Here is a 19436-nt window from a genome sequence, read left to right as displayed (position 1 = left end):
GCTGCGGGGATGATCCCCTCTTGTGTTTGCCTGGCAGAGCGGGGTTCGATTCGTCCCCGCGCGCCGGCGGGGCATGGAGCCGCCGGGCTCCGGTCGGGCGGCTCACAGAGCCACGCCGCACCCGCAGCGGCAGGCCGCGGACTTTCTACCTCTGCCGGAGCCCGAACTGTTCGTCGTAGGAGACGGTGACGTCGCCCAGGCGGGCTCTGCGTGCGGCGTCCAGTACCAGAGCACGGCTGCGCCGCAACCACGGGTGGCCGTGCCAGCCAGGCAGAGGCCTCAGCCCCAAAGCCGGCCCCGTGAGCGTGGGGGGCAGCCTCACCGTCGAGCCCAAGACCTCCTCCAGCAGGTCCGGGGCGACGTCTCCGTTCACGCTCAGGGCGCGCCCCGCCAAGGTACGGAAAACCTTGTCGCTCTCGTCTTGAACCACGAGGACGACCTCGACGGATTCGTCGCCGTCACGCACCGCCGCCTGCAGCGAATCCTCGTTGCCGCCCGTGGTGGAGCCGCCGTAGTGCAGACCTGCCAAGGTCCGGCGCTCGTGCTCGCCCTGCGGAGTCAGCAAGAACTGCCGCGCATCCTCAGCGCGGGCGCGGTCGCGGTCATGCTGCTCCCGGGCGGCGGCCTCCCCGGCCTCCTGCCACGCGTCCGGCAGCAGCGACACATCGCCTCCGTACACACAGTCCACCAAAGACGGCACGTCCTTGGGAACCGACCATCCCTGGCCTTCACCGGGCAGTACGGCAGCAGTCCGCAGCAGCAGATGACGTCCGTAGATCCCCTCGCTGGCAAACAGGAACGCCGGCTCCCTGCCTTCGCGCGGCTGAAAGCCGGTGACGAACGTCCTGGGCGTGCCCAGCCGCGCCGGGCGTGCGGTGCCCTCGTGCCGGTGGAGCCGTCCGATGCGCTGCAGCAGGAGGTCGACGGGAGCCAGATCCGTCACGAGCAGGTCGGCGTCGACGTCGAAGGACTGCTCGGCGAGCTGGGTCGCCACCACAATCAACCGTCCGCCCGGCAGCCGGGGGGTGCTCGGCCCCAGAAGGCGCAGACACTCCTGCGTCAGATCGGCCCGCTGCGTCACCGTGAACCGGGCGTGCAGGAGGCGCACTTCGTCGTCACCGAAGCGGCCGCGCAGTTCATCGCACAGGCTCTGCGCCCGCGCGACGGAATTGCGGATGACAAGGGCGGTCCCTCCGTCGGCGAGTTCGTCCGCCAGCAGGGCGCCGACGGCGCTATCCGCCTCGATCTGCAGCCGCTCGCGTTCCTCACGGGTGGACCGTGCGCCCGGCATCGTCTCCGGCATGACGCGCACGTCGACCGGGAGGTCTGGACGCCAGCTCTGCGTCGCGTCCGTGTGAAACCGGGCCTCGCCGGAGCCCGGCAGCCAGGCGGCCGTGACGCTCGGATAGCCGTGCGGTACCGGAACCTGCACGCGCAGCTCTTCTTTCGAAGCCGCACCGGCAAGGTAGGACTCGAACAGCGCCTGCCTCTGCGCAGGGGCAAGCGTCGCGGACAAGACGATCACGGGCACACCGGCCTGACCCAGCCAGCGCATCGCTTCCGCCAGGAACTGGCCCATGTACACGTCACAGGCGTGGACTTCGTCCAGCACCACGACCTTGCCCGCCAGCCCGGCCATCCGCAGCATGACATGCCGCGTACGGGTCGCCGCGTACAGAAGCTGATCGACGGTACCCACGACGAACGGGGCCAAGAGCCCGCGCTTCGGCCCGAGGAACCATTCCGCGGGCGCCTTCCGCTCCGGCTCACCGCACCCGTCGTGCGCGAGACCGTAGGGGTCCTCGTCCATCCCGAACTCGTCGACTCCCGCGAACGCCTCGTCCGCGCCGGCTCTCGCGTTCTCCAAGAGGGCCTTCCACTCCCGGTTGAAGGCCCTCTTGCCATGCAGCAGAACCACCCGGGAAGCAAAGTCCGCGTCGATGGCCTCCAGCCACCGCCGGATGCGGGTGAACATCGGGTCGCTCGTCGACTGGGTGGGCATCCCCACAAAGACACCATCCGCACCGAACCTGCCGGCCAGAACTTCCGCCGCTGCCTGAGCCGCCTCCGTCTTGCCCTCCCCCATGGGCGCCTCGACCACCATCAGCCCCGGACCGCCCATCGCGCGCGCAGCAGCGACAACCATCGCCTGCGACGGCCGCGGCCCGTATCCGAACCGGTCCCCAAACGCCTCGGGCGCCGGAGTGGCCAGAGCCCCCCAGCCCCGCTGAAGGCCCAGCGCCGTCCACCCCGCCACCGCCCGTCGACGCGAAGCATCCGCGCTCACCTGCCGCAGGTCGTCCAAGCCGGTGAAGAAGCGTTCGTCACTGGCGATCCAGTCCGCCATGACCACCAGACCACTGAGCTGCAACTGCAGCGCCCGCGACGGGACCACCACAGGCTGCAGATCACCAAGGCTCCCGAACCCCAGCTCGTGGGTGAAAGCATCCAGCACCACCTGCTGAACCTCGCGCCACGGCCCCCTGCCCCTCAACTGGCCCTTGGCCGTGTTGGGCTCCTGAACGTCCCGCAGCGACGGAAACGCACCATGGTGCCCCGCTACCAGAGGCCACACCCAGTCCACCTGCTCCGCCGCCCAGCCGGCCGAGGTCAGCAGCTCACGCGCCAGCAACCCACCGGCCCAGTCGTGACGCCAGCGCCTTTGCTTCCTTGCCCCCGCCACAGCAGCCGACTCGACCCAGGTCAGGCCCGACGCCCGAACCGCCTCCGCCCCCTCAGGCCACAGGCGCTGATGCACCGGCGTCGCCTTCCCGCAATCGTGGATCCCGCACAGCCAGGCAAACAGCCCCCGCCCGCGCCCCGGCCCACCGGCAACCGCATCCAGGGCCGACCGTGTCGAAGGAGCGAGCAAGCCGTCCCACAGCAACTCGCCCACCGCAGCCGTGTCCAAGAGGTGAGCCACCAGAAGATTCGTGGTGCCCCCCGCCCGCTCACGGGACTTGCCCCACAACACCTCCAGAGCCCGCGCCGCAGAAAGGCCGTACCGCTCCTGCAGCTGCTGTAAATCCATGGAAACCCCAACCCGCTCCACCGACAAAGAACAGAGACTAGAGGCCACCACTGACAGCGACCCTCGACCTGCGAAAAGCGAACCTCACCCGTAAAAGCCCCCACGCCAAAGGACCCTGGCAGCAGGCGAATGAGGCCCCTCACCGGAAGCGCAGGGTCCGCACTTCAGATGGCAACGCATCGACGCGTACCGCGAACCATCGCCGCAGACACCGGGCCGACAACGCCGCTTCCAGGCCTGCCGGCCGACACGGGCGAACCATCCCCGCGGGCGCAGGGGCGATGCTGCACGGACCATCCCCGCGGAGACGACGCCGCCAGCGGCCAACTAAAACTGGTGGACCACGGGCCGTCCCCATGGCCGCGGGGTCGACCGGATGTACTGAGCCACGGTGTCGATGTGTTTGGACTATCCCTACGGGCGCAGGACCGACGTGACGCTCTCGTCGAGCCCGCCGAGTTGGTCACCGGACGATCCCCGCACCACTGGGACGACGTAATCATGTTGCCGACTCGGGTCCACCGGCCCGGACGATCCCCGCAGGCGCGGGCACGACTCGCCATCCGACTCCTCGTCGGTACCGGCGTACGGACCCTCCCCGGACGCGGGGCCGACTTCGTGCAGGATCAGGTGCTTGATCTCGTCTCCGGACCATCCCCGCGGGCGCGGGGCCGACGAGCTCGGCGCCGACGCACCGAACCTCCCGGTCGGACCATCCCCGCGGGCGCGGGGCCGACCGCGGGTGTGGGTGGCGGCCCCTCGCGCGGACCATCCCTGCGGGGCCGACCGGGTCCGCGAGTCCTCGGTCGAGATCCATTGCGGACCATCCCCGCGGGCGCGGGGCCGACGTCAGCAGCTTCAGAGGCGGCATGCTGCAGCGCGGACCATCCCCGCGGGCGCGGGGCCGACCCGCCGGTCCCTTTGCTGATGGTGCAGTTCAGCGGACCATCCCCGCGGGCGCGGGGCCGACCTAACGGCCCTGGCTGCGCTCTTGGCCGGGGACGGACCATCCCCGCGGGCGCGGGGCCGACCTGGAGAAGATGTCTCCGCAGGCGCGTGCACTCGGACCATCCCCGCGGGCGCGGGGCCGACTTGTCCTCCAGAGCCGTGAAGCTCTTGGTCAGCGGACCATCCCCGCGGGCGCGGGGCCGACCTCGGGGTCGGGGTGGTCGGTCATGGCGGGTCCGGACCATCCCCGCGGGCGCGGGGCCGACATGGTGACGGCGGCCCAGGCTCGCATCCGACTCGGACCATCCCCGCGGGCGCGGGGCCGACGTGGTGACGGCGGCCCAGGCTCGCATCCGACTCGGACCATCCCCGCGGGCGCGGGGCCGACGTACTGTGAGCACGTGCACCCCCCGCCAAGCGCGGACCATCCCCGCGGGCGCGGGGCCGACCAGGGGGCCATGGAAGCGGCCGTCTGCTGCGCCGGACCATCCCCGCGGGCGCGGGGCCGACTACATGGGCCGCTATCGGGAGCTGTACCACTGCGGACCATCCCCGCGGGCGCGGGGCCGACGCACGATGTGGCTGAACGACAACAGCTCGCAGAGGACCATCCCCGCGGGCGCGGGGCCGACACTTCTTGACCTGGGATCTTATTGACTCAGGTAGCTGTTCTCATTCACTTGCTTCGGGTCTGGAAATCCAGCCCCGACGTGGTGTTACCACAGAATCCCACCCAGGCGCATGCCATGCGTGCCATTGCCTGTACTGCCCTGCCAGGGATCTGCCGGACCGGCACGCCGCACTTCGGCGCGGTCATCGGCGACCACACGCAGACCGGCAACAGCATCAGCCTCGGCCCCGGTCTCGCTGTCGGACGCCACTGCCAGATGGGCAGCGGCGTCAGCCTCGCCGTCCGGACCGTCCGCGACCACAGTGTGGCAACAGCCCCCCACACCGCCCGCACCCATATCCACGCACGGCGGGTGCGCGGGTGACGGATCTGGCCGCCCACTCGGCCGTCACCACACCCCGGCCGAGCTGCAGCCGACGCCGGAAGCCGCCCGGCCCTCGATGCACACCGGCCTTCCGATGTCGTCCACTTCGCGAGCTCCGTGACAGCGGGACCACAGCGATGAACCAAAGCGGGCTGTGAATGTTCGAGCCCGGGCAAGTCCGATCGGCGGTTTGATCAATTCCGGATGTTTGTGAGCTCGGGGGGAGAAGGAAGGGGTCCTGACCGTCAGTGGGACGGAGGAAGCTTTCGTGTTCCTCGCCGACCGAACCCTCAGATGGAAAGCGACTCACATGATGTCGTCCTTGGACTGGGCAGCCGTCGTGCCGGCTGTTGCGTCCCTCGCAACCGCCGCGCATGCGGCGGCCGCTCTGGTGCAGGTGTGCAGGACCCCGCGAGAACCTCGGGTCCGGACGACGCAGACCGCCCCCGCCGACGACGGAGAGGCAGCCGCACCAGCCGGCTCCCACCCCGTTGCAGTGGTCCGCATCGAGGTGACCGCCGCCTGTGTCGCCGATACCACCCTGCTCGCAGTCACTGCTCTGGTAGCCGCGCCCCCGAGTACGACGGGTGGTGCGTCGAGGCCGTCGGCGAAGGAGCGCGCCCCGTGGTAGCGCGTGAGCCGTCGGTGGAGCATGCGGTGGTGGAGAAGAGTCTGGGGCAGCGGCTGCTGGACTACTACGAGACCTTCATGGCCGTCGAGCCGCTGATCCTGTACCGCCACACCGGCGGAGACCTGTCGATGGAAGCCTGCCAAGACGCCTCACAGCAGGCCTACCTCAACGTGGCGACCAAAGCCGCGGCCGGTGAGCTGAAGGCCAGCGTGAAGCTGCCCGCCTACCTGCACACGGCAGCACGGAACCTGGCCATCGATGAACTGCGGGCTCAGACCCGCGCAGAGCCCAAAGGCGACGCGGCGGGCTTGCCGGCCGGCGCGGTCCCCGGGCAGCGTCAGCCGTCACATGAGGACCGTGCGCTCGAAGATCTGGTGCTGCCGGAGATCGAGACCATGCCGCTCAGCCAGCGCCGGCAAGTCGTCTACCTCCAAAGCCAGGGACTGACCGACGTGGAGATCTGTGCGGCGATGGGTATACGCACAGACCGCCTCCACCGGGAGCGGTACGACGCAGTGACGGAGCTGCGGGAAAAGCTGGCCGCGTACATCCGGGACGGACACCAGAAGAAGACACGACACGTGAAGAAGGACAGGTGGCGGTTGTGAGCCGCTTCAACGAGGACAGCGGCGGCCGCGCTCCGGATGTCCCGGCCGGACTGCTGGAGCTGATGGCCCGGCTTGCCGGGCCGGCGGACTTCTGGGACCGGCCCAACGGCGACTTCGGGCCCCTCACAGCCTCTTACGGGCTCAGCGCCGAGGAGCGGGAGCGGGCGAACTCCCTGTATCGGATCGGGTCGAAGGCTCTGGGACGTGGCGAGATGGCTACCGCGGCCCAGTGGCTGGGGAAGGCCGCTGCGGCCGGACACCCCGGAGCGTTGTTCCGCCTCGCCCTGGTCACCTTGCGCACCGGCGACGACTGGGTGCAGGAGGCTCAGTTCCTGCTCGCGGAGGCAGCCCGCCACGGCCACACCGACGCCGCCCGTCTGCTCGCGGCGGCCACAGGGCGCCGCGTCGCTCCCGGCACACTTGTTCCCGCTGTGGAAGACCTGCTCTGTTTCGAAGAGGTCCGCACCCGGCTTGGCGTCCGTGCCCACTTCCTGCAGCCCGAACCCGAACCTGTGGCTGCGTCCGTCGAAGACGCTTCCCACCCAGCAGGGCAGGAGTCCCCGGCTGCGGCCCCAGGAACAGGGGATGCAAGCCGGGGCCGATCGCAACTGGTACATGTACCTGCGCCTGCCCTACCCGCCGGCTTTGCTGCCGCCCGGACATCGCCTGGGCACGACAGCCCACGTCCCCGTCTGACTGCGTTGCCCGGCGGGCAGGGCGGAGGCCTGGTCTTGCCGCTGCCGGATCTGCGGCCCGACATCGCTGCCGCAGCTTGTGCCGTCCGCGCCGCGGCCGAGCCGTCCTGCGAGCCGAACTGGTCGGTGGAGGCGCTGCGGCCCGCGATCCTGACCGATATGGCCCGCCACAGCCGCACTCCCGACACGGTCCCCGCCCGCTGGCAAGCTACACAGCGGGCCCGTGATCTCATGCACCTCATCAGCGGGGCTGAAGGCATCGACTCCCGCAGCCTGGCCAAACGTTGTGCGATGTCGCTGAGCACCACTGCACAAATGTTGGAATGGCTGCGCGCCCAAAACCTCGTCGACACCGTCGCGGGCACCCATTTTCCCGGCCCGCTCATGGCCTTGGCCAGCGGCCGCGACCACAGCGACGGACTCCTCAAGCAGACGCTGGCCTCGCTTCGTGACGAGCTCCAGGCAGCCGTCTACATCAGCAGATACGACAACGGCGAGATCGAGGTCCAGGAATCCGCCTACAGCGACGACGCGCCGCCCGTCGAGGAGTGGGCACCGTTCAAGGACACCGGTCACGCCAGCGCCGTCGGCAAGAGCCTCCTGGCCCAGCTCGACTTCCGCTCACGCATGGACCACCTGGCCCGCTACCCCTCCATCCAGCTCACCGACCGCACCATCACCAGCCGCCGCGCCCTCATCGAGGTCCTCGACGGACACGGCCCTCACGCTGCCCAGTTCGACCTCCTGGAGTACTCCAGCAAGGAAGTGTGCGTCGCCTACTCCCTCGGCCTGCCCGGCCACGCCTCCAGCATCGCCCTGTCCCTTCCCGCCCACCAATACAGCCGCCTCATCACCGCCGCCCGCCACCTCAGCCAACGATCAACAGGGCTCCTCCTCGCGCACCTCCTCACCCGCGACGCCCCGACCACCGAGACCACCTGGGGACAAACCACGCCACAACCACGGCGCGCCCTGCTATAACACACGGCCTTCAGGTACAACAGCCGGCCCTCAACAACTGAGCCCGCCGCACGACCGCCTACGTGCGGCGGGCCCACATCCGCCAACGCAACGCCTCGGGAGCAAGTTTTTGCCCGCCCTGATCCGCGCACCACCCGGGTGCTGGCCGCCGTGTCGCTTCCCCGGTGAACCACCGGCTCAGGCGAGTGAACTCCCCCCGCCACCGCCTCCTACGGGCAACAGTGGGCCACCACAACCAGGGCCCCTGCATGATGCGGGGCGCTACCGCGGCCGCCGCCACCCTCGTCCTAATTCCCCAGTGCCAATCGTCGTGCTTCGGCTCACGGGGGGGCAGGGTGCTCACCCCCGGCCGGAGGTGGCTCAGCGCCGGGCGCCGATGCCGTTGCGGCTGGCTCGCTTGGTGGTCTGTCGCTCCTGCCTGGCGATGGCTGTGGTGTTGATCAGCCAAGGGACTCTTCGCATCTCGCCATAAGGCTCTCCTGACCTTCCCCATTGACTCAGTTGTTCGATATTTCTGAGGAGTTGGGCGAGATCCGCTCATCAGGAGTCTTTGGGGGAAATCATCACTACCGCACCACGAACACGTCGTCATGTTGCCCTGTTAGCTGCCCTGGCTACGACCGTCATCCTGCCTGGGGGCACGGCGGCTGCGGCAGCCGATGGGGGTGACCAGCTGACCGCCAGGACATACATGCTGCCTCCGGGGGCCGCGGTTCCTTCACTGGCAGAGCTCAAGGCCGGCACGGGTATGGCGCAGCTGGTGAGGGTGGGGGCGCAGGAGGATCCTGCGACGACGCCCATGGAGGTGGTCGGTCCGGCGGCCTCCTACGGAAAGCGGTCGAGCACTCCTGCCGCGGTTGCTTCTGGACGGCAGGGCGCTGCGTTGCCGTTTATGGCGCCGACGGCTGTGTCCTATCCGGAGCCGGCCCGCGCGATGACGCTGGACGAGTGCAAGCGCAACATGGCCGGTGACACTCAGGTGTATGTGAAGTCCCGGTTCGCGGTGTGCACGGGGTTGAAGGTTACGACGGTGTGGGAGAAGCAGAGCGGTGCGGTTGGCACCAGTTCGTACGTCGTCTACGTGCGGGGAACTGTTCCCAAGGAAGCCGACCGCACGGTGTATTTCGACTACGACGTCACCGGCTTCACTGCGGTGGGCAGCACGGGGGTTTCGGGTCTGAAGATCGGCCTGAAGGGTGACGTGGCGGCTGACTGGCCGGCTGCTGCGACACCTGTGACCAGTAAGAGCTTGCCGGTGACGAAGACGTGGCTGGAGATGCAGTCCAGCCCTCACTACGCGCACTCGGTGCGATATGCGCCGGGGCAGGGCACCGGGGCCGGCGCGGCAGACGTCGTCGCGGCCGTCTACCAGCCGGAGGTGACTTCGACCTTGCCGGCGGGCTGGGTCGGCGAGAGCCCGAAGACCGGCAAGCCGTTCATGTTCGCCCCCCGCTGGGACGCTGCCTCCTACCTGCGCAACTCCACCGGCGCCGGCAATCCCGCCAATAAGGGGGGAGCGGCATTCAGCATGACCGCCACGCTGGAGTACAGCTCGAAGCCGGGCGCGCCGGAGCAGGCGGTGGCCGAGCACATCAAGCAGGCGTTCACGAACCCGAAGGCCACCAAGCCGCTCAACGCGCTGAAGAACGTGCCCGGCGACACGCTCCAGGAACCGCTGCACCGACTGTTCCTCGACCAAAAGCGCCTTGACCGCAACCGTGCCGTCTCGGTCAGGGAGTGCAAGCGCTACTGGGGAGCCAACTACACCGACGGCGGGAAGGAATGTGACGAGTTCCCCTTCGCCTCGACCTACGAAGGCTCCGCGATTGAGGAGTACGACACGCACGTCGAGAAGAACAACTTCTCGGTCCTGCCCGTCCCCGGCGCGCAGAACGGCGCCGGCGGAACCCTTTTGCGCGGCTTTTACAACGCCAACCGCATCATCGACGGGCCGGAGGACGGCTTCATCGTAAAGATCAACTGATCTTCGTCTCCGAGAGCGGGCCCGGCGCGTTGGAAGCCCGGGCCCGCTCTTTATCCCGCTTTCGGCCAGAAATCGATCACGTACTGCTCCACGCCGTACGCGGTGCCCTCGTCCCGGGTCACACGCTCGGCCTCAGCCCTGCCCGAACACCGCACCCGTACCCTCCACATTCCAGCGCGGCCCAGCCGGATGAGCTCCTCGGAGCGTCCTGAACCCCAGAGCGCGACATCACCGGTGACCGACTCGTAGTCGATCTCGCCTTCCTCGTCCCACTCCCCCTCAGGAGCATCCGGCTGTCCGTCCCAGACCCTGGCTGTCACCGAGGCAGTGTGGGTGTGACCGGCACTGAACACGTCGAACCGATGCACACGCTCCTGCAGGAAAACGCCCCCCTCGAAGTCGTCCGGGAACGGCACCGGCACCGCACTGTCGTCAGACTCCTGAAAGCCCAAAGACCGGAACTCAACCCGGCCATCCAGCTTCTGCTCGCTCAGCAGCGTCGCCACCACTGTCCCCTTCCCTCTCCACCCACAGTGCAACAGGATCCATACGACCGTAGAACACGCCTGGTCACCGTAGGCGGGGACAAGCCACACCCGCGATTGGCGCCATCGTCCGACGTCTCCAAAACACGGCCGTCGTCCCGGGACGCCGCATCTTCGGCGCACCCTCGGCGGTCCAAGCCTCAGGCTCTGGACCCGCTGCAGCCGTCGACGTCCGCGGCCCCGACCGTCATGCCGCCTCAACGCCCCGCGGAGCGCGCCTGCGGGCGACGGGGTAGTGAAGCGGCTCCGCCTTGAAGGGGGGAGCCGTTTCCGTCTCATGCGGGATGCGTCGTTCTGGCGTGGCTGTGGTGGCTCCTATTGCCGGCAACCGGACGGTAGACGGCGAGGAGGATGACAGCCGATGATGGCGGCGATCCACGTGGAGAGGTCGAAGAATCCGTCTGTGGAGTCGACGCCGAAGATGACCTTGCCGAGCCATCCGCCGAGCAGGCCCGCCCGCAATGCCGATGAGCACGACCACCATGGGAGCAGGTGGACGCGGAGCTAAGCGCCTGCCTCGACGCCCTGATCACGGTGTGCACCGCACGCTGGGGCGTTCCGCTCGTTGTCGACCCCTGGGCCGGGTACGGGGGCGGTGCCAGGGAAGACGTGCCCGAGCCGCTCTGCACCCTCAGCCAGGTGACCACGAGCATGCACGCCTGGCCGCTCCCCGGCGGCGACCGCTGGCTCGGCCTGGCCCTCGGCCAGGCCAACAAGGAACTCCCCATGGAACTCCTGGCCGCGGTCGGCCTGCCGACCGCGCTGGACGGCATACGGGATGGCGGGTCCGCGGACGGCGCCTGATCCGTCGGACAGGGCCAGTGAAGTTGTCGGATCCGCCCGCAGCGCCTCTGCGGGGCCCATGGCGACGGAGTTCTCCGGGCGTAGCGCGTTTGGCCATCCGTTTCAGGGCGAACGCCTTGACCGGCCCTTTCTTGCTTTGCTGGCGTGAGCGGCTCAGCTGTTGGCGCGTTCCCACGCTGCGCGGACGTCGGGGGGGATGCGGCCGCGAGCAGGGACGTTGTAGCCATTGGCCAAGGCCCATGCCCGGATGACGCCTGTGTCCACGGGGGGCTGGTCTGGTGCGGCTTGCGGTTTCCACAGGTCTGGGTGCGAAGAAGTGAAGGACGGGCCTGTTGCGAGGAGGTCCCGGGGGAACTGGGGGACGGTGGTCTGGCCGCTGAGTACGAAGGTGAGGAAATCGACGAGGGTTCCGTCGAAGGTGAACCACTGCGGGCCTCGCGCTTCGTTGACCGCGATGCGCCAGCGGTCGGGTTCCTGAAGGGGTTCGGTGATCCAGAAGAGGTGTTCGCCGTTGTCGGTGGCGCCGACGGTGAAGAGGTGCTCCGGGTCGTAGGGGATGGGGTAGGTGCCCTGGTCGTAGTCCTTGCGCAGGTAGGCGCGGATTTTGGCGGGCATGGGGCCGGTGAGGTTGACGTACTCGGTCGGTCCGTGAGGGTGGTAGATGTGGATGTAGTTGCTGAAGGCGCCGGGGCCGTATTGCTCGGCTAGCTGCTTGTAGTCGGTGGGGAGCGTGGTGCGCAGGGTGGCTTCGACGTGGTCCCAGGCGATGTGCATGGCCGGGGTTGGGGGCGGGCAGAGCCGGTTGAGGGTGCTGAGGTCGGTCACGGGTTTCCTCGGCGGCGTCGGTGCTGGGCGGCATGGTCGGGGTTGGGGAAGTCGGTGTCCAGACCGGCCGGGGCCGGACATGGAGCGGGGACGCCCCCTATGACATCGAAGTCGACCCCAGGTCCCCTGCCGAACAGCGCCTGGGCCTTCACCCGGTGCTTGCGTGCCTTCTTCCCACTGCCGTTGACGTAGACGACCGTGGTGCGGGCGTCTCTGGTGCGGGCGTCTCAGCTCTGCAGGACCATGTCGTCGTACGACTCAAGCCGCTTCCAGCGCTCCGCGGGCGCCCGGGTGACGGGCATGAGGTCCGCGGCCGGAAGCGGGCCGAAGTCCAGGCCCGTGAGCTGCACGATGTCGCTGACTGGTACCTGGAAGGTGCGGAACGGGCCCAGCGGCGGCGGTTCGCCGGGCTTGGCGCCCGCCATTGCCCGCTCGAAGGCGCGGGTGAGGTCGGGGCTCTGGTCCAGGATGTACCCGGTCGAGGCCAGCTGCCCGCCCTGGACGAAGGCCGCGACCTTCCAGAAGCGCAGCGGCACCTGGATGCCCCGGTAGGGCGGGTCGGAGTCGTGCAGCACCGGGCCGGTCATGACGGTGAGCTTGCGGTCGAACTGGGCCGCATGGTCGAGCAGGTGGTTCTCCAGCCCCTGCCACAGTTGCTTGCCTTGATTGAAGGTGTCCTGCTGCGGGGCCGCGTTGGTGAAGTGGAAGGTGTCGGTGTTCGCGCGGTTGGCCTCGGCCGTGGAGCCCCAGACCGGGTCCAGCCGACGCACCAGGTGACCCCGGTCCAAGGGGTTGTTGCGGTAGATGTCGTTGCCGGCCTGCTGGGACTCGGGCAGCCGGGGGTCGAACTCCCAGGCGTCGTCGCGGGGCACGTCCTCCAGGAGTTTCGCGCCGTCGATACACACGGCGGTGGACGCGGCCAGCCTGCGGTCGGGGCGATGGACGACGGTGAAGTGAGTGTACGGAAGGACGACCGTCTCGACCGCGGAGTCGGAAGGCATGGGAAGCGGTACCACCGGGCCGAGGAACGATTCGTCGTACCCGGCGCGGTCAGACAGGGAGCCAGCGCGCGCCGCCAGGTCCGGCGGCGTCTCAATTGCGTTCATAGGATGGAAGTACCGCGCAGGGAGAATCCTTCACAGTGCGGTGCGCGGGGCCACCCGAACAGCGGCCACCCCCGCGCGCATCCTGGCAGACCCGATCGGCGGCAGTCGCGGCGGCCTTAGTGGTCGGCGCTCGAAGTCCTTCGGGGGTTGACGTAAGAGTCCAAATCGTGCCGGGTCAGGAACCTCCGATTCTGAGCTGGACGACGCCCGCCTGACAGTCACGCTGACATGGCCTGCTCGTCGCCTTCGGCGTCTTTCGCGCAGGCGGCGGCGAGGTCGTCCAGGGACAGGTGCAGCGCGTGGGCCAGGGCTGCCACGGTGAAGAAGGCCGGGGTCGGGGCCCGACCGGTCTCGATCTTGCGCAGTGTTTCAGCAGACACCCCGGCGGCTGCTGCCACCTCGACCATGCTGCGCTCACCACGGGCCTGGCGGAGCAGGATCCCGAAGCGCTCTCCGCGTTGCCGCTCTTGCGGACTCAAAGGAACTCTCACCATGCCGTGATACTAATACCGGTATAAGTATTGGACTGCGGCGCATGGCAGGGAGTCACGACACATGGTGGAGATCAAGACCGACAGGGCACTGGAGACGATGCGAGAAGCCGGACGCGTCGTGGCCCGTGCACTCGCAGCCGTCCGCGCAGCGGCAGCCGTGGGAGTTCGCCTGCGCGAGCTCGACGAAGCCGCCCGCACCGTTCTCACCACGGCCGGAGCACGCTCTCCGTTCCTGGGCTACCAGCCCGCCTTCGCCCCGATCCCCTTCCCCGCAGTGATCTGCGCCTCCGTGAACGACGCCGTCGTGCACGGCATCCCCGACGACTACCGCCTGCGCGACGGCGACCTGGTCAGCATCGACTGCGGAGCCGAACTCGACGGCTGGACCGGCGACGCCGCGATCAGCTTCACCGTCGGCACCCCCCGCCCCGCCGACCTCGAACTCATTGCCGCCACCCAGCAAGCCCTGGACGCCGGCATCGCCGCCGCCACGATCGGCCATCGCATCGGCGACATCTCCCATGCCATCAGCACGGTCGCCCGCAAGGCCGACTGCGGCATGCCAGCCGACTTCGGCGGCCACGGCATCGGCCGCCAGATGCACGAAGACCCTCACGTCCCCAACCACGGACGACCCGGCCGCGGCTTCCCCCTGCGCCACGGCCTCGCCCTCGCCATCGAACCCATGCTCATGGCCGGAGGACGCAACGACTACCGCACCGACCCCGACGGATGGACCCTGCGCACGGTCGACGGCAGCCGAGCCGCCCACATCGAACACACCATCGCCATCACCGACGACGGCCCCCGCATCCTCACCCTGCCCTGACCTCCGATCCACTCACACCCGGCAGCCAGACACATCGGCCATTGACCGTCTTGAACCATTCCCCCCGAGATTGGCCGCTTCCCATCCATGCCTGTGGCCCGAGCCGTGTCGCTGACCTTGACCGCCTCCGAGCGCCACCGGCTCAAGAAGATGGCCTATGGTCACAAGACCCCGCATCAGGCGCGGCAGCGCGCAACGATCGTGCTGCTGGCTGCCCGCGGGTGCTCCAATGCCCGGATATCCGCGCAGACGCGGCTGCATGTGGACACGGTACGCACCTGGCGGGGCAGGTTCGCCGCCGGCGGCCCGCCCGCCCTCGCCGACCGCAAGCGGTCCGGTCGGCCGGCCTCGTTCACCACGTTGCAGGTCGCCGAAGTCAAGGCGCTCGCCTGTCAGTTACCCGCTGAAACCGGGACCCCGCTGTCGCGCTGGTCGTGTCCGGAACTGGCCCGCGAGGTGGTCGCCAGGGCCATCGCCCCGGCCATGTCGGCCTCCACGGTGCGCCGCTGGCTCAAGGCCGACGCGATCAAGCCCTGGCAGTACCGGTCCTGGATCTTCGTCCGCGACCCGGACTTCCAGGCCAAGGCCGCCCGCGTGATGGACCTGTACGCCCGTACCTGGCAGGGCGAACCGCTCGGCGAGGACGAGTACGTGATCTCCGCGGACGAGAAGACCTCCATCCAGGCCCGCTGCCGCTGCCACCCCACCCTCGCCCCCGGCCAGGCCAGAGCGATGCGCGTAAACCACACCTACCGGCGCGGCGGCGCGCTGGCCTACCTGGCTGCCTACGACGTCCACCAAGCCCACGTCTTCGGCCGCAGCGAACCCACCACCGGCATCGTGCCGTTCATGAACCTGGTCGAGCAGGTCATGACGCAAGAGCCCTACGCAAGCGCGAAACGCGTCTTCTGGATCGTCGACAACGGCTCCTCCCACCGAGGGAAAAAGGCCATCAACCGCCTAACCAGCAGATTTCCGAACGCCGTCATGGTCCACACCCCCGTACATGCCTCCTGGGTGAACCAGGTGGAAATCTTCTTCTCGATCGTCCAACGCAAGGTCGTCTCGCCCAACGACTTCACCGACCTCAACGAGGTCCGGGACCGGCTCCGAACATTCGAAGACCGCTACAACGCCACGGCACAGCCGTTCCAGTGGAGGTTCACCACCTCCGACCTGGACGATCTGCTGGCCGGGCTCGACCGACACGCCGTCGATCGACAGGAACAATCCTCCGCCCTGCCAACCGAGTGATCAACCCCCGAAGGACTTCGAGCGTCGACCACTTAGTTCAGAGCGCGGCGACACGGAACACATGCGCTACCGCGACGCTGCGGTGACTGGGCCCGATGCAGAGATGGAAGGCATTCGAGGCGCTGAGTAACGAGGTGGGGTGGATCGCTGGCGTCGGGGCGTGCGCCTGAGCGGTTGCTTGGTCAGCGGGCGGGATCCGTGGTTCCGACGACCGAGAGGAGCTCCAGTTTGCCGCCGGTTTCGGAGGTGGGGGTCGTGGCGCCGGACGGGGCGAACGACGCAACGGTCAGCTGCTGCCACGTACGGCCTAACGTCGCCCCGACCACGATCGCCGCCAGTACCTCGCGGTCACCGTAGCGACGCCGGCCACCACCTTGTGGCCGCGATGGTGCTTCCGGAACCACTCGCTGAAACAACTGCCACAACCCATCCGGCCCAGCCGCGCAATGATCCCCACGTCGGGAGGCTACCGACCTCAAGGAGAAGGACCGTAGTCAGCGGCCCATTCGGCGCTGATGGTCGAACCGAAGCAGCACCCGTACCAGACGCCACACTCCGGCCGTCGCTCCGAGCAGCGCGCCCCCCACCAGCACGCCCTTCTCCGCTGAACCAGAAATGCCAAGGGCCAGGACGAGATTCAAGGCGACGGCGAAGATCACCGCAGCCAGCACCGCGGCAGTCACCAGGGCGAAAACGATCTCCACGTCATTGCGTCCTTTTCCCACCGCGACTCACGCCCCATGTCCATGCTGCAAGTCTCACACCACGGTCAAGCCATCGCGCCTGGGCCTACCAGCCTTACTCTCACGGGCGACGCCGTCTGAGAGGACTTCTAAGCCCTCGTCGGTGCAGCCGACGAGGGCTCTGGAGGGTCGCTGCCCGGCCCTGCAGTCCATGTCAGCCGATTGCTCGAGTGATGGACCGGGCCGGTGTGCTGCACGCAGACTTCGGTGTTCGGGATGGCCGGTGCAGAGTTGGGCCACGAAGCATGCGGAGCAACACATGTACGACTTGGCCGACGCGCTCGTCCGGGCTGGCAACAGCTTCCGTCCGCGGCCGCCCGGCCCGGGTTCGGACCCGTTTTTGGCTGACCAAAGGCGACCGGGAGTGCTACCTGGAGGCGCCGATCGTGGCCGAGGCTGTACCGGTCAGCCTGAGGATCTCGCCTTTGTTGGGGACAACGACCTGATCTTCTGCGAGCTGTGCTGGACAGCGATCACAGGTCCAGGCCATCGCCTAGCGACGGCGTGGGACCGGAATCGGTGAGTTCAAGACTGACGGGCATGCGTGCGCAGCGTCACGCATTTGCGGCCAGAGCCGTTTCAGAGATGCTCATCATGTTGGACGATCCCCTGGTGGACTGACCACGAGGAATCGCCTGGCAGCGGACGGTCATTGTCGACCGCTCGCGTTCGTCATAATCCCCCAACCGGGCCAGTGACGGACCTACATTCGAGAAGGTGATGGCTCGGGTCCGGGTGCCCGCTCAGTCGGAAGGCCCCGGACGACTCCGCCCCGTGGTCCTGGTACCTGCTCGGCCTGGAACCGAGACGAACGCGTCCGAGCGTTCATGCGCAACGGCACCGCTGCCCTCACAGCGGGGGGATGAAGCCGCCGCAACGGGCACGGTCGGCTCCCTCGAGGGTTCGTGGCTCCGTGCTCTTTCGCCTCGAAAATCCGGATCGGCTCTCAGAACTTCTGTTGTTCGGCATCGGGTGGCAGGAGGCAGGGAGTATCGACGGACAGGCTCCATTGATCGTCGGCCACGTCACCCGCGGAGACGTAGTGCTTGTCCTTCGGGTGGCGGGCCTGCACACCGTAGGCGCCACGTTCCTGCCCGGGGCCTTCCTGATAGCCGACGATCTTGAATCCCTGGGCTTCAAGTTCGCTTCTCAGTGCCCTGGCTGCCTCAATGTACTGGGCCCGGGGCAGCTTGGCGCGTGCGTTGAACATCAGTGTGAACCGGCCGTCGGCGGCCGTCTCACCGCCCTTGCCGGTGCAGCTGGTGAAGTTTGCCTTGGTCGTGTCGGGGATGATCTCGGCCTTCGTCGTCCGGGCCATGGACTCGACCCAGTGCTGAGCCCACGCCTGCGCCTTCTCCTTGCTCATGCGGGGAAGGGGATCGTTGATGCCGTTGTCGGACATGCAGCCTCCGAGAAGCAGTGTGAGGGCAAGGGCAAGGGAAGCCCTCCGTGTTGTGGGCATGGTTTGGGTCTCTCTCAGATCAGTTGGACGGCCCGGGGCGGGGCTTCAGTCCGGCGATGATGCGGCCTTGGTTGTCGAGGCTCTGGCTGCCGTCGTCCCAATATCCGCTGTGCCCGGAGGTATCGACATACATCCTCTGGGCTCCGAAAGCGGGATCCTTGGGGTCCACCGAGAGGGTGAGTCCCGAGGTCCAGTTGGAGACGAAGTCGTTCCCGGCAGCTCCGACCCACAGGTGTTGGGGATTCACGTGTAGCTGGTCGGCGCGCTCCACGGTGAGGCCAGGGCTGCCGACAACAACGACATCGTCCGCGTCCAGTCCGGTGCCGCCGGCATCGGCGGCACCGGTCATGGACGACCCGTAACTGTGGCCGATGACGGTGAGGTGTCCGCGCTCGCCTTCGTGTGCGGACCGCAGGCCGTGGGTGAAGTTACGTAGATCTTCTTCACCTGCTCTCGCCCGACCCTGGGTGGTTACGCTTCCGTCGATCTCGGGGGCGTCGTAGTCCATCCAGCTGATCACGGCGACGTCCTCCCCGGGTGTGGTTGAGTTTCCCGCCGCGTTTTGCAGTTTTTGATGCGGTTCAGCTGTCCGCCGTAGTTGTCCAACTGGTTGTCTGTTCCCGGCACCAGGACCGCAGTGTGTCGGGCGGTGTCCGGGTTGCCCAGGGCCACGATGGCGCGGCCGTCCTTCTCGGTGCCGAAGCCGAGGAGGTACATCTGCTTGTTCGCCGGGCCGCTGTCGGTCTTCTCCAGACGGTCCTTGAGTGCGGTCAGGTTCCGGTAGTTGTACCGGTCGTGGTAGCCAAGGCTGCCTTCCCGCAGTGCGTAGTCGTTCAGACGCAGGTCCAGGGCTGAACGGTTGGCCTCATCGCGGGTGGGCGTGGGCAGACCGTCCAGCGCGCCAATCCTGTCCGGGTAGGCGGCGAGGTAGAACTGCCGCTTCTCCTCGTCCAAGCCGGCCCACCACTCCTTGGACTGCTGGGGGTTTTTGCCGTCGGGAATGTCCTTAGGGTTGATGCCGGCGAACTCGGCGACCCTCGCCACGTCCTCCTGGGCGTGTGCGCCGCCGTACCGCTTGTCGAGATCGAAGGGGTCCAGCTGGTGCAACGCCTCAGCTGCCCCCTGACTGGCCGTCTTGGCTTCCGCCACCGCATCGTCGATGCGGGCCCGGAACCCGCCAAGACCGGCGTTCGCCTGTTGTTGCAGGCCCTGGTAGTCGGGATCGTTGTGGTACCGCGAGTCAACGGCCTGCTTGGGTTCAACCCAGCCGTCCTCATCGCGGACCTTGTGGCCGGCAGCCTCGGCGTCCGCCACTGCACTGCGCAGCTTTCTCTGGGCGTTGCGCATCTTGGTGGCCAGTGTGTCCAGAATGGTGGCAATGAGGCGGGCGTTCACCTCGGCTGTGCCTAAGGGTTGTCCCGTAAGTGATCTTGCCGTGGGATGATCTAGGCCGTGGCTGGTGTGATCACGGCGTCTGAGCCGTCCTGGATAGCCCCGTTCG

The 19436-nt window shown here is 68.1% G+C and carries 16 protein-coding genes, 2 pseudogenes and 1 CRISPR repeat array; of the genes and pseudogenes, 7 read left to right on the top strand and 11 right to left on the bottom strand.

The window, feature by feature from the left end:
- Positions 1 to 145: 145 nt before the first annotated feature.
- Positions 146 to 3031: a CRISPR-associated helicase Cas3' gene (gene cas3 / locus AC0666_RS29740; RefSeq protein WP_478708694.1), complete on the bottom strand. Its 2886-nt coding sequence runs from the start codon at positions 3029 to 3031 to the stop codon at positions 146 to 148.
- Between the two features lie 818 nt (positions 3032 to 3849).
- A CRISPR array of direct repeats spans positions 3850 to 4611; the repeat unit is 29 nt; unit sequence CGGACCATCCCCGCGGGCGCGGGGCCGAC.
- A gap of 114 nt (positions 4612 to 4725) precedes the next feature.
- On the opposite strand from cas3, the gene AC0666_RS29735 reads away from it, so the two are divergent.
- The 4 genes from AC0666_RS29735 (at position 4726) to AC0666_RS29720 (ending at position 9873) form a co-directional block, all read left to right on the top strand.
- Positions 4726 to 4974, top strand: coding sequence for a hypothetical protein (locus AC0666_RS29735; protein ID WP_478708693.1), 249 nt, complete (start codon positions 4726 to 4728; stop codon positions 4972 to 4974).
- A 624-nt stretch (positions 4975 to 5598) separates the two neighbouring features.
- The gene (locus AC0666_RS29730) at positions 5599 to 6213 is read left to right on the top strand and encodes an RNA polymerase sigma factor (protein WP_478708692.1); all 615 of its coding nucleotides are present in this window, start codon (positions 5599 to 5601) and stop codon (positions 6211 to 6213) included.
- Positions 6214 to 6944: 731 nt separating this feature from the next.
- A complete protein-coding gene (locus tag AC0666_RS29725; RefSeq protein WP_478708691.1) occupies positions 6945 to 7889 on the top strand; it encodes an IclR family transcriptional regulator domain-containing protein in 945 nt (314 codons plus the stop codon).
- A gap of 748 nt (positions 7890 to 8637) precedes the next feature.
- Positions 8638 to 9873, top strand: a complete 1236-nt coding sequence (locus AC0666_RS29720) for a NucA/NucB deoxyribonuclease domain-containing protein (RefSeq protein ID WP_478708690.1) — start codon at positions 8638 to 8640, stop codon at positions 9871 to 9873.
- A gap of 50 nt (positions 9874 to 9923) precedes the next feature.
- Here AC0666_RS29720 and AC0666_RS29715 read toward each other — a convergent pair whose 3' ends face one another.
- Both AC0666_RS29715 and AC0666_RS29710 read right to left on the bottom strand, forming a co-directional pair.
- Positions 9924 to 10379, bottom strand: a complete 456-nt coding sequence (locus AC0666_RS29715; RefSeq protein ID WP_478708689.1) for a hypothetical protein — start codon at positions 10377 to 10379, stop codon at positions 9924 to 9926.
- A gap of 314 nt (positions 10380 to 10693) precedes the next feature.
- Positions 10694 to 10893, bottom strand: a pseudogene (locus AC0666_RS29710) (GlsB/YeaQ/YmgE family stress response membrane protein); the annotation flags it as partial.
- Positions 10894 to 10910: 17 nt separating this feature from the next.
- Between AC0666_RS29710 and AC0666_RS29705 the strand changes: the two are divergent.
- Positions 10911 to 11222 (top strand): hypothetical protein, encoded by a 312-nt coding sequence (locus AC0666_RS29705; protein WP_478708688.1) that lies wholly within the window; start codon positions 10911 to 10913, stop codon positions 11220 to 11222.
- A 153-nt stretch (positions 11223 to 11375) separates the two neighbouring features.
- Here AC0666_RS29705 and AC0666_RS29700 read toward each other — a convergent pair whose 3' ends face one another.
- The 3 genes from AC0666_RS29700 to AC0666_RS29690 form a co-directional block, all read right to left on the bottom strand.
- Entirely contained in the window at positions 11376 to 12047 is a 672-nt protein-coding gene (locus tag AC0666_RS29700; protein ID WP_478708687.1) for an Lsr2 family DNA-binding protein, read from the bottom strand.
- A 227-nt stretch (positions 12048 to 12274) separates the two neighbouring features.
- Complete coding sequence (locus AC0666_RS29695) at positions 12275 to 13048, bottom strand: DNA/RNA non-specific endonuclease (protein ID WP_471234510.1); 774 nt, start codon at positions 13046 to 13048, stop codon at positions 12275 to 12277.
- A 323-nt stretch (positions 13049 to 13371) separates the two neighbouring features.
- Positions 13372 to 13647, bottom strand: a complete 276-nt coding sequence (locus AC0666_RS29690) for a helix-turn-helix domain-containing protein (protein ID WP_478708686.1) — start codon at positions 13645 to 13647, stop codon at positions 13372 to 13374.
- 61 nt (positions 13648 to 13708) lie between these two features.
- Here AC0666_RS29690 and map point away from each other — a divergent pair, with 61 nt between their 5' ends.
- Together map and AC0666_RS29680 are read left to right on the top strand one after the other, a co-directional pair.
- The gene (map, locus tag AC0666_RS29685) at positions 13709 to 14476 is read left to right on the top strand and encodes a type I methionyl aminopeptidase (RefSeq protein ID WP_478708685.1); all 768 of its coding nucleotides are present in this window, start codon (positions 13709 to 13711) and stop codon (positions 14474 to 14476) included.
- A gap of 117 nt (positions 14477 to 14593) precedes the next feature.
- The gene (locus AC0666_RS29680) at positions 14594 to 15730 is read left to right on the top strand and encodes an IS630 family transposase (RefSeq protein ID WP_478708684.1); all 1137 of its coding nucleotides are present in this window, start codon (positions 14594 to 14596) and stop codon (positions 15728 to 15730) included.
- A 254-nt stretch (positions 15731 to 15984) separates the two neighbouring features.
- On the opposite strand, the pseudogene AC0666_RS29675 reads toward AC0666_RS29680, so the two are convergent.
- The 5 genes and pseudogenes from AC0666_RS29675 to AC0666_RS29655 all read right to left on the bottom strand — a co-directional run.
- A pseudogene (locus tag AC0666_RS29675) lies at positions 15985 to 16209 on the bottom strand (hypothetical protein); the annotation flags it as partial.
- Positions 16210 to 16224: 15 nt separating this feature from the next.
- The gene (locus AC0666_RS29670) at positions 16225 to 16434 is read right to left on the bottom strand and encodes a DUF6332 family protein (protein ID WP_478708683.1); all 210 of its coding nucleotides are present in this window, start codon (positions 16432 to 16434) and stop codon (positions 16225 to 16227) included.
- A 985-nt stretch (positions 16435 to 17419) separates the two neighbouring features.
- Positions 17420 to 17875, bottom strand: coding sequence for a hypothetical protein (locus AC0666_RS29665; RefSeq protein ID WP_478708682.1), 456 nt, complete (start codon positions 17873 to 17875; stop codon positions 17420 to 17422).
- Between the two features lie 79 nt (positions 17876 to 17954).
- Complete coding sequence (locus AC0666_RS29660; RefSeq protein ID WP_478708681.1) at positions 17955 to 18455, bottom strand: alpha/beta hydrolase; 501 nt, start codon at positions 18453 to 18455, stop codon at positions 17955 to 17957.
- The gene (locus tag AC0666_RS29655; RefSeq protein WP_478708680.1) at positions 18452 to 19330 is read right to left on the bottom strand and encodes a hypothetical protein; all 879 of its coding nucleotides are present in this window, start codon (positions 19328 to 19330) and stop codon (positions 18452 to 18454) included. The genes AC0666_RS29660 and AC0666_RS29655 overlap by 4 nt, the downstream gene beginning before the upstream one ends.
- Positions 19331 to 19436: the final 106 nt, after the last annotated feature.

This window comes from Streptomyces sp. NPDC043680, assembly GCF_056436685.1.
The sequence above is the reverse complement of the archived record's forward strand: the minus strand, read 5'-3'. Positions and strand labels throughout refer to the sequence as shown.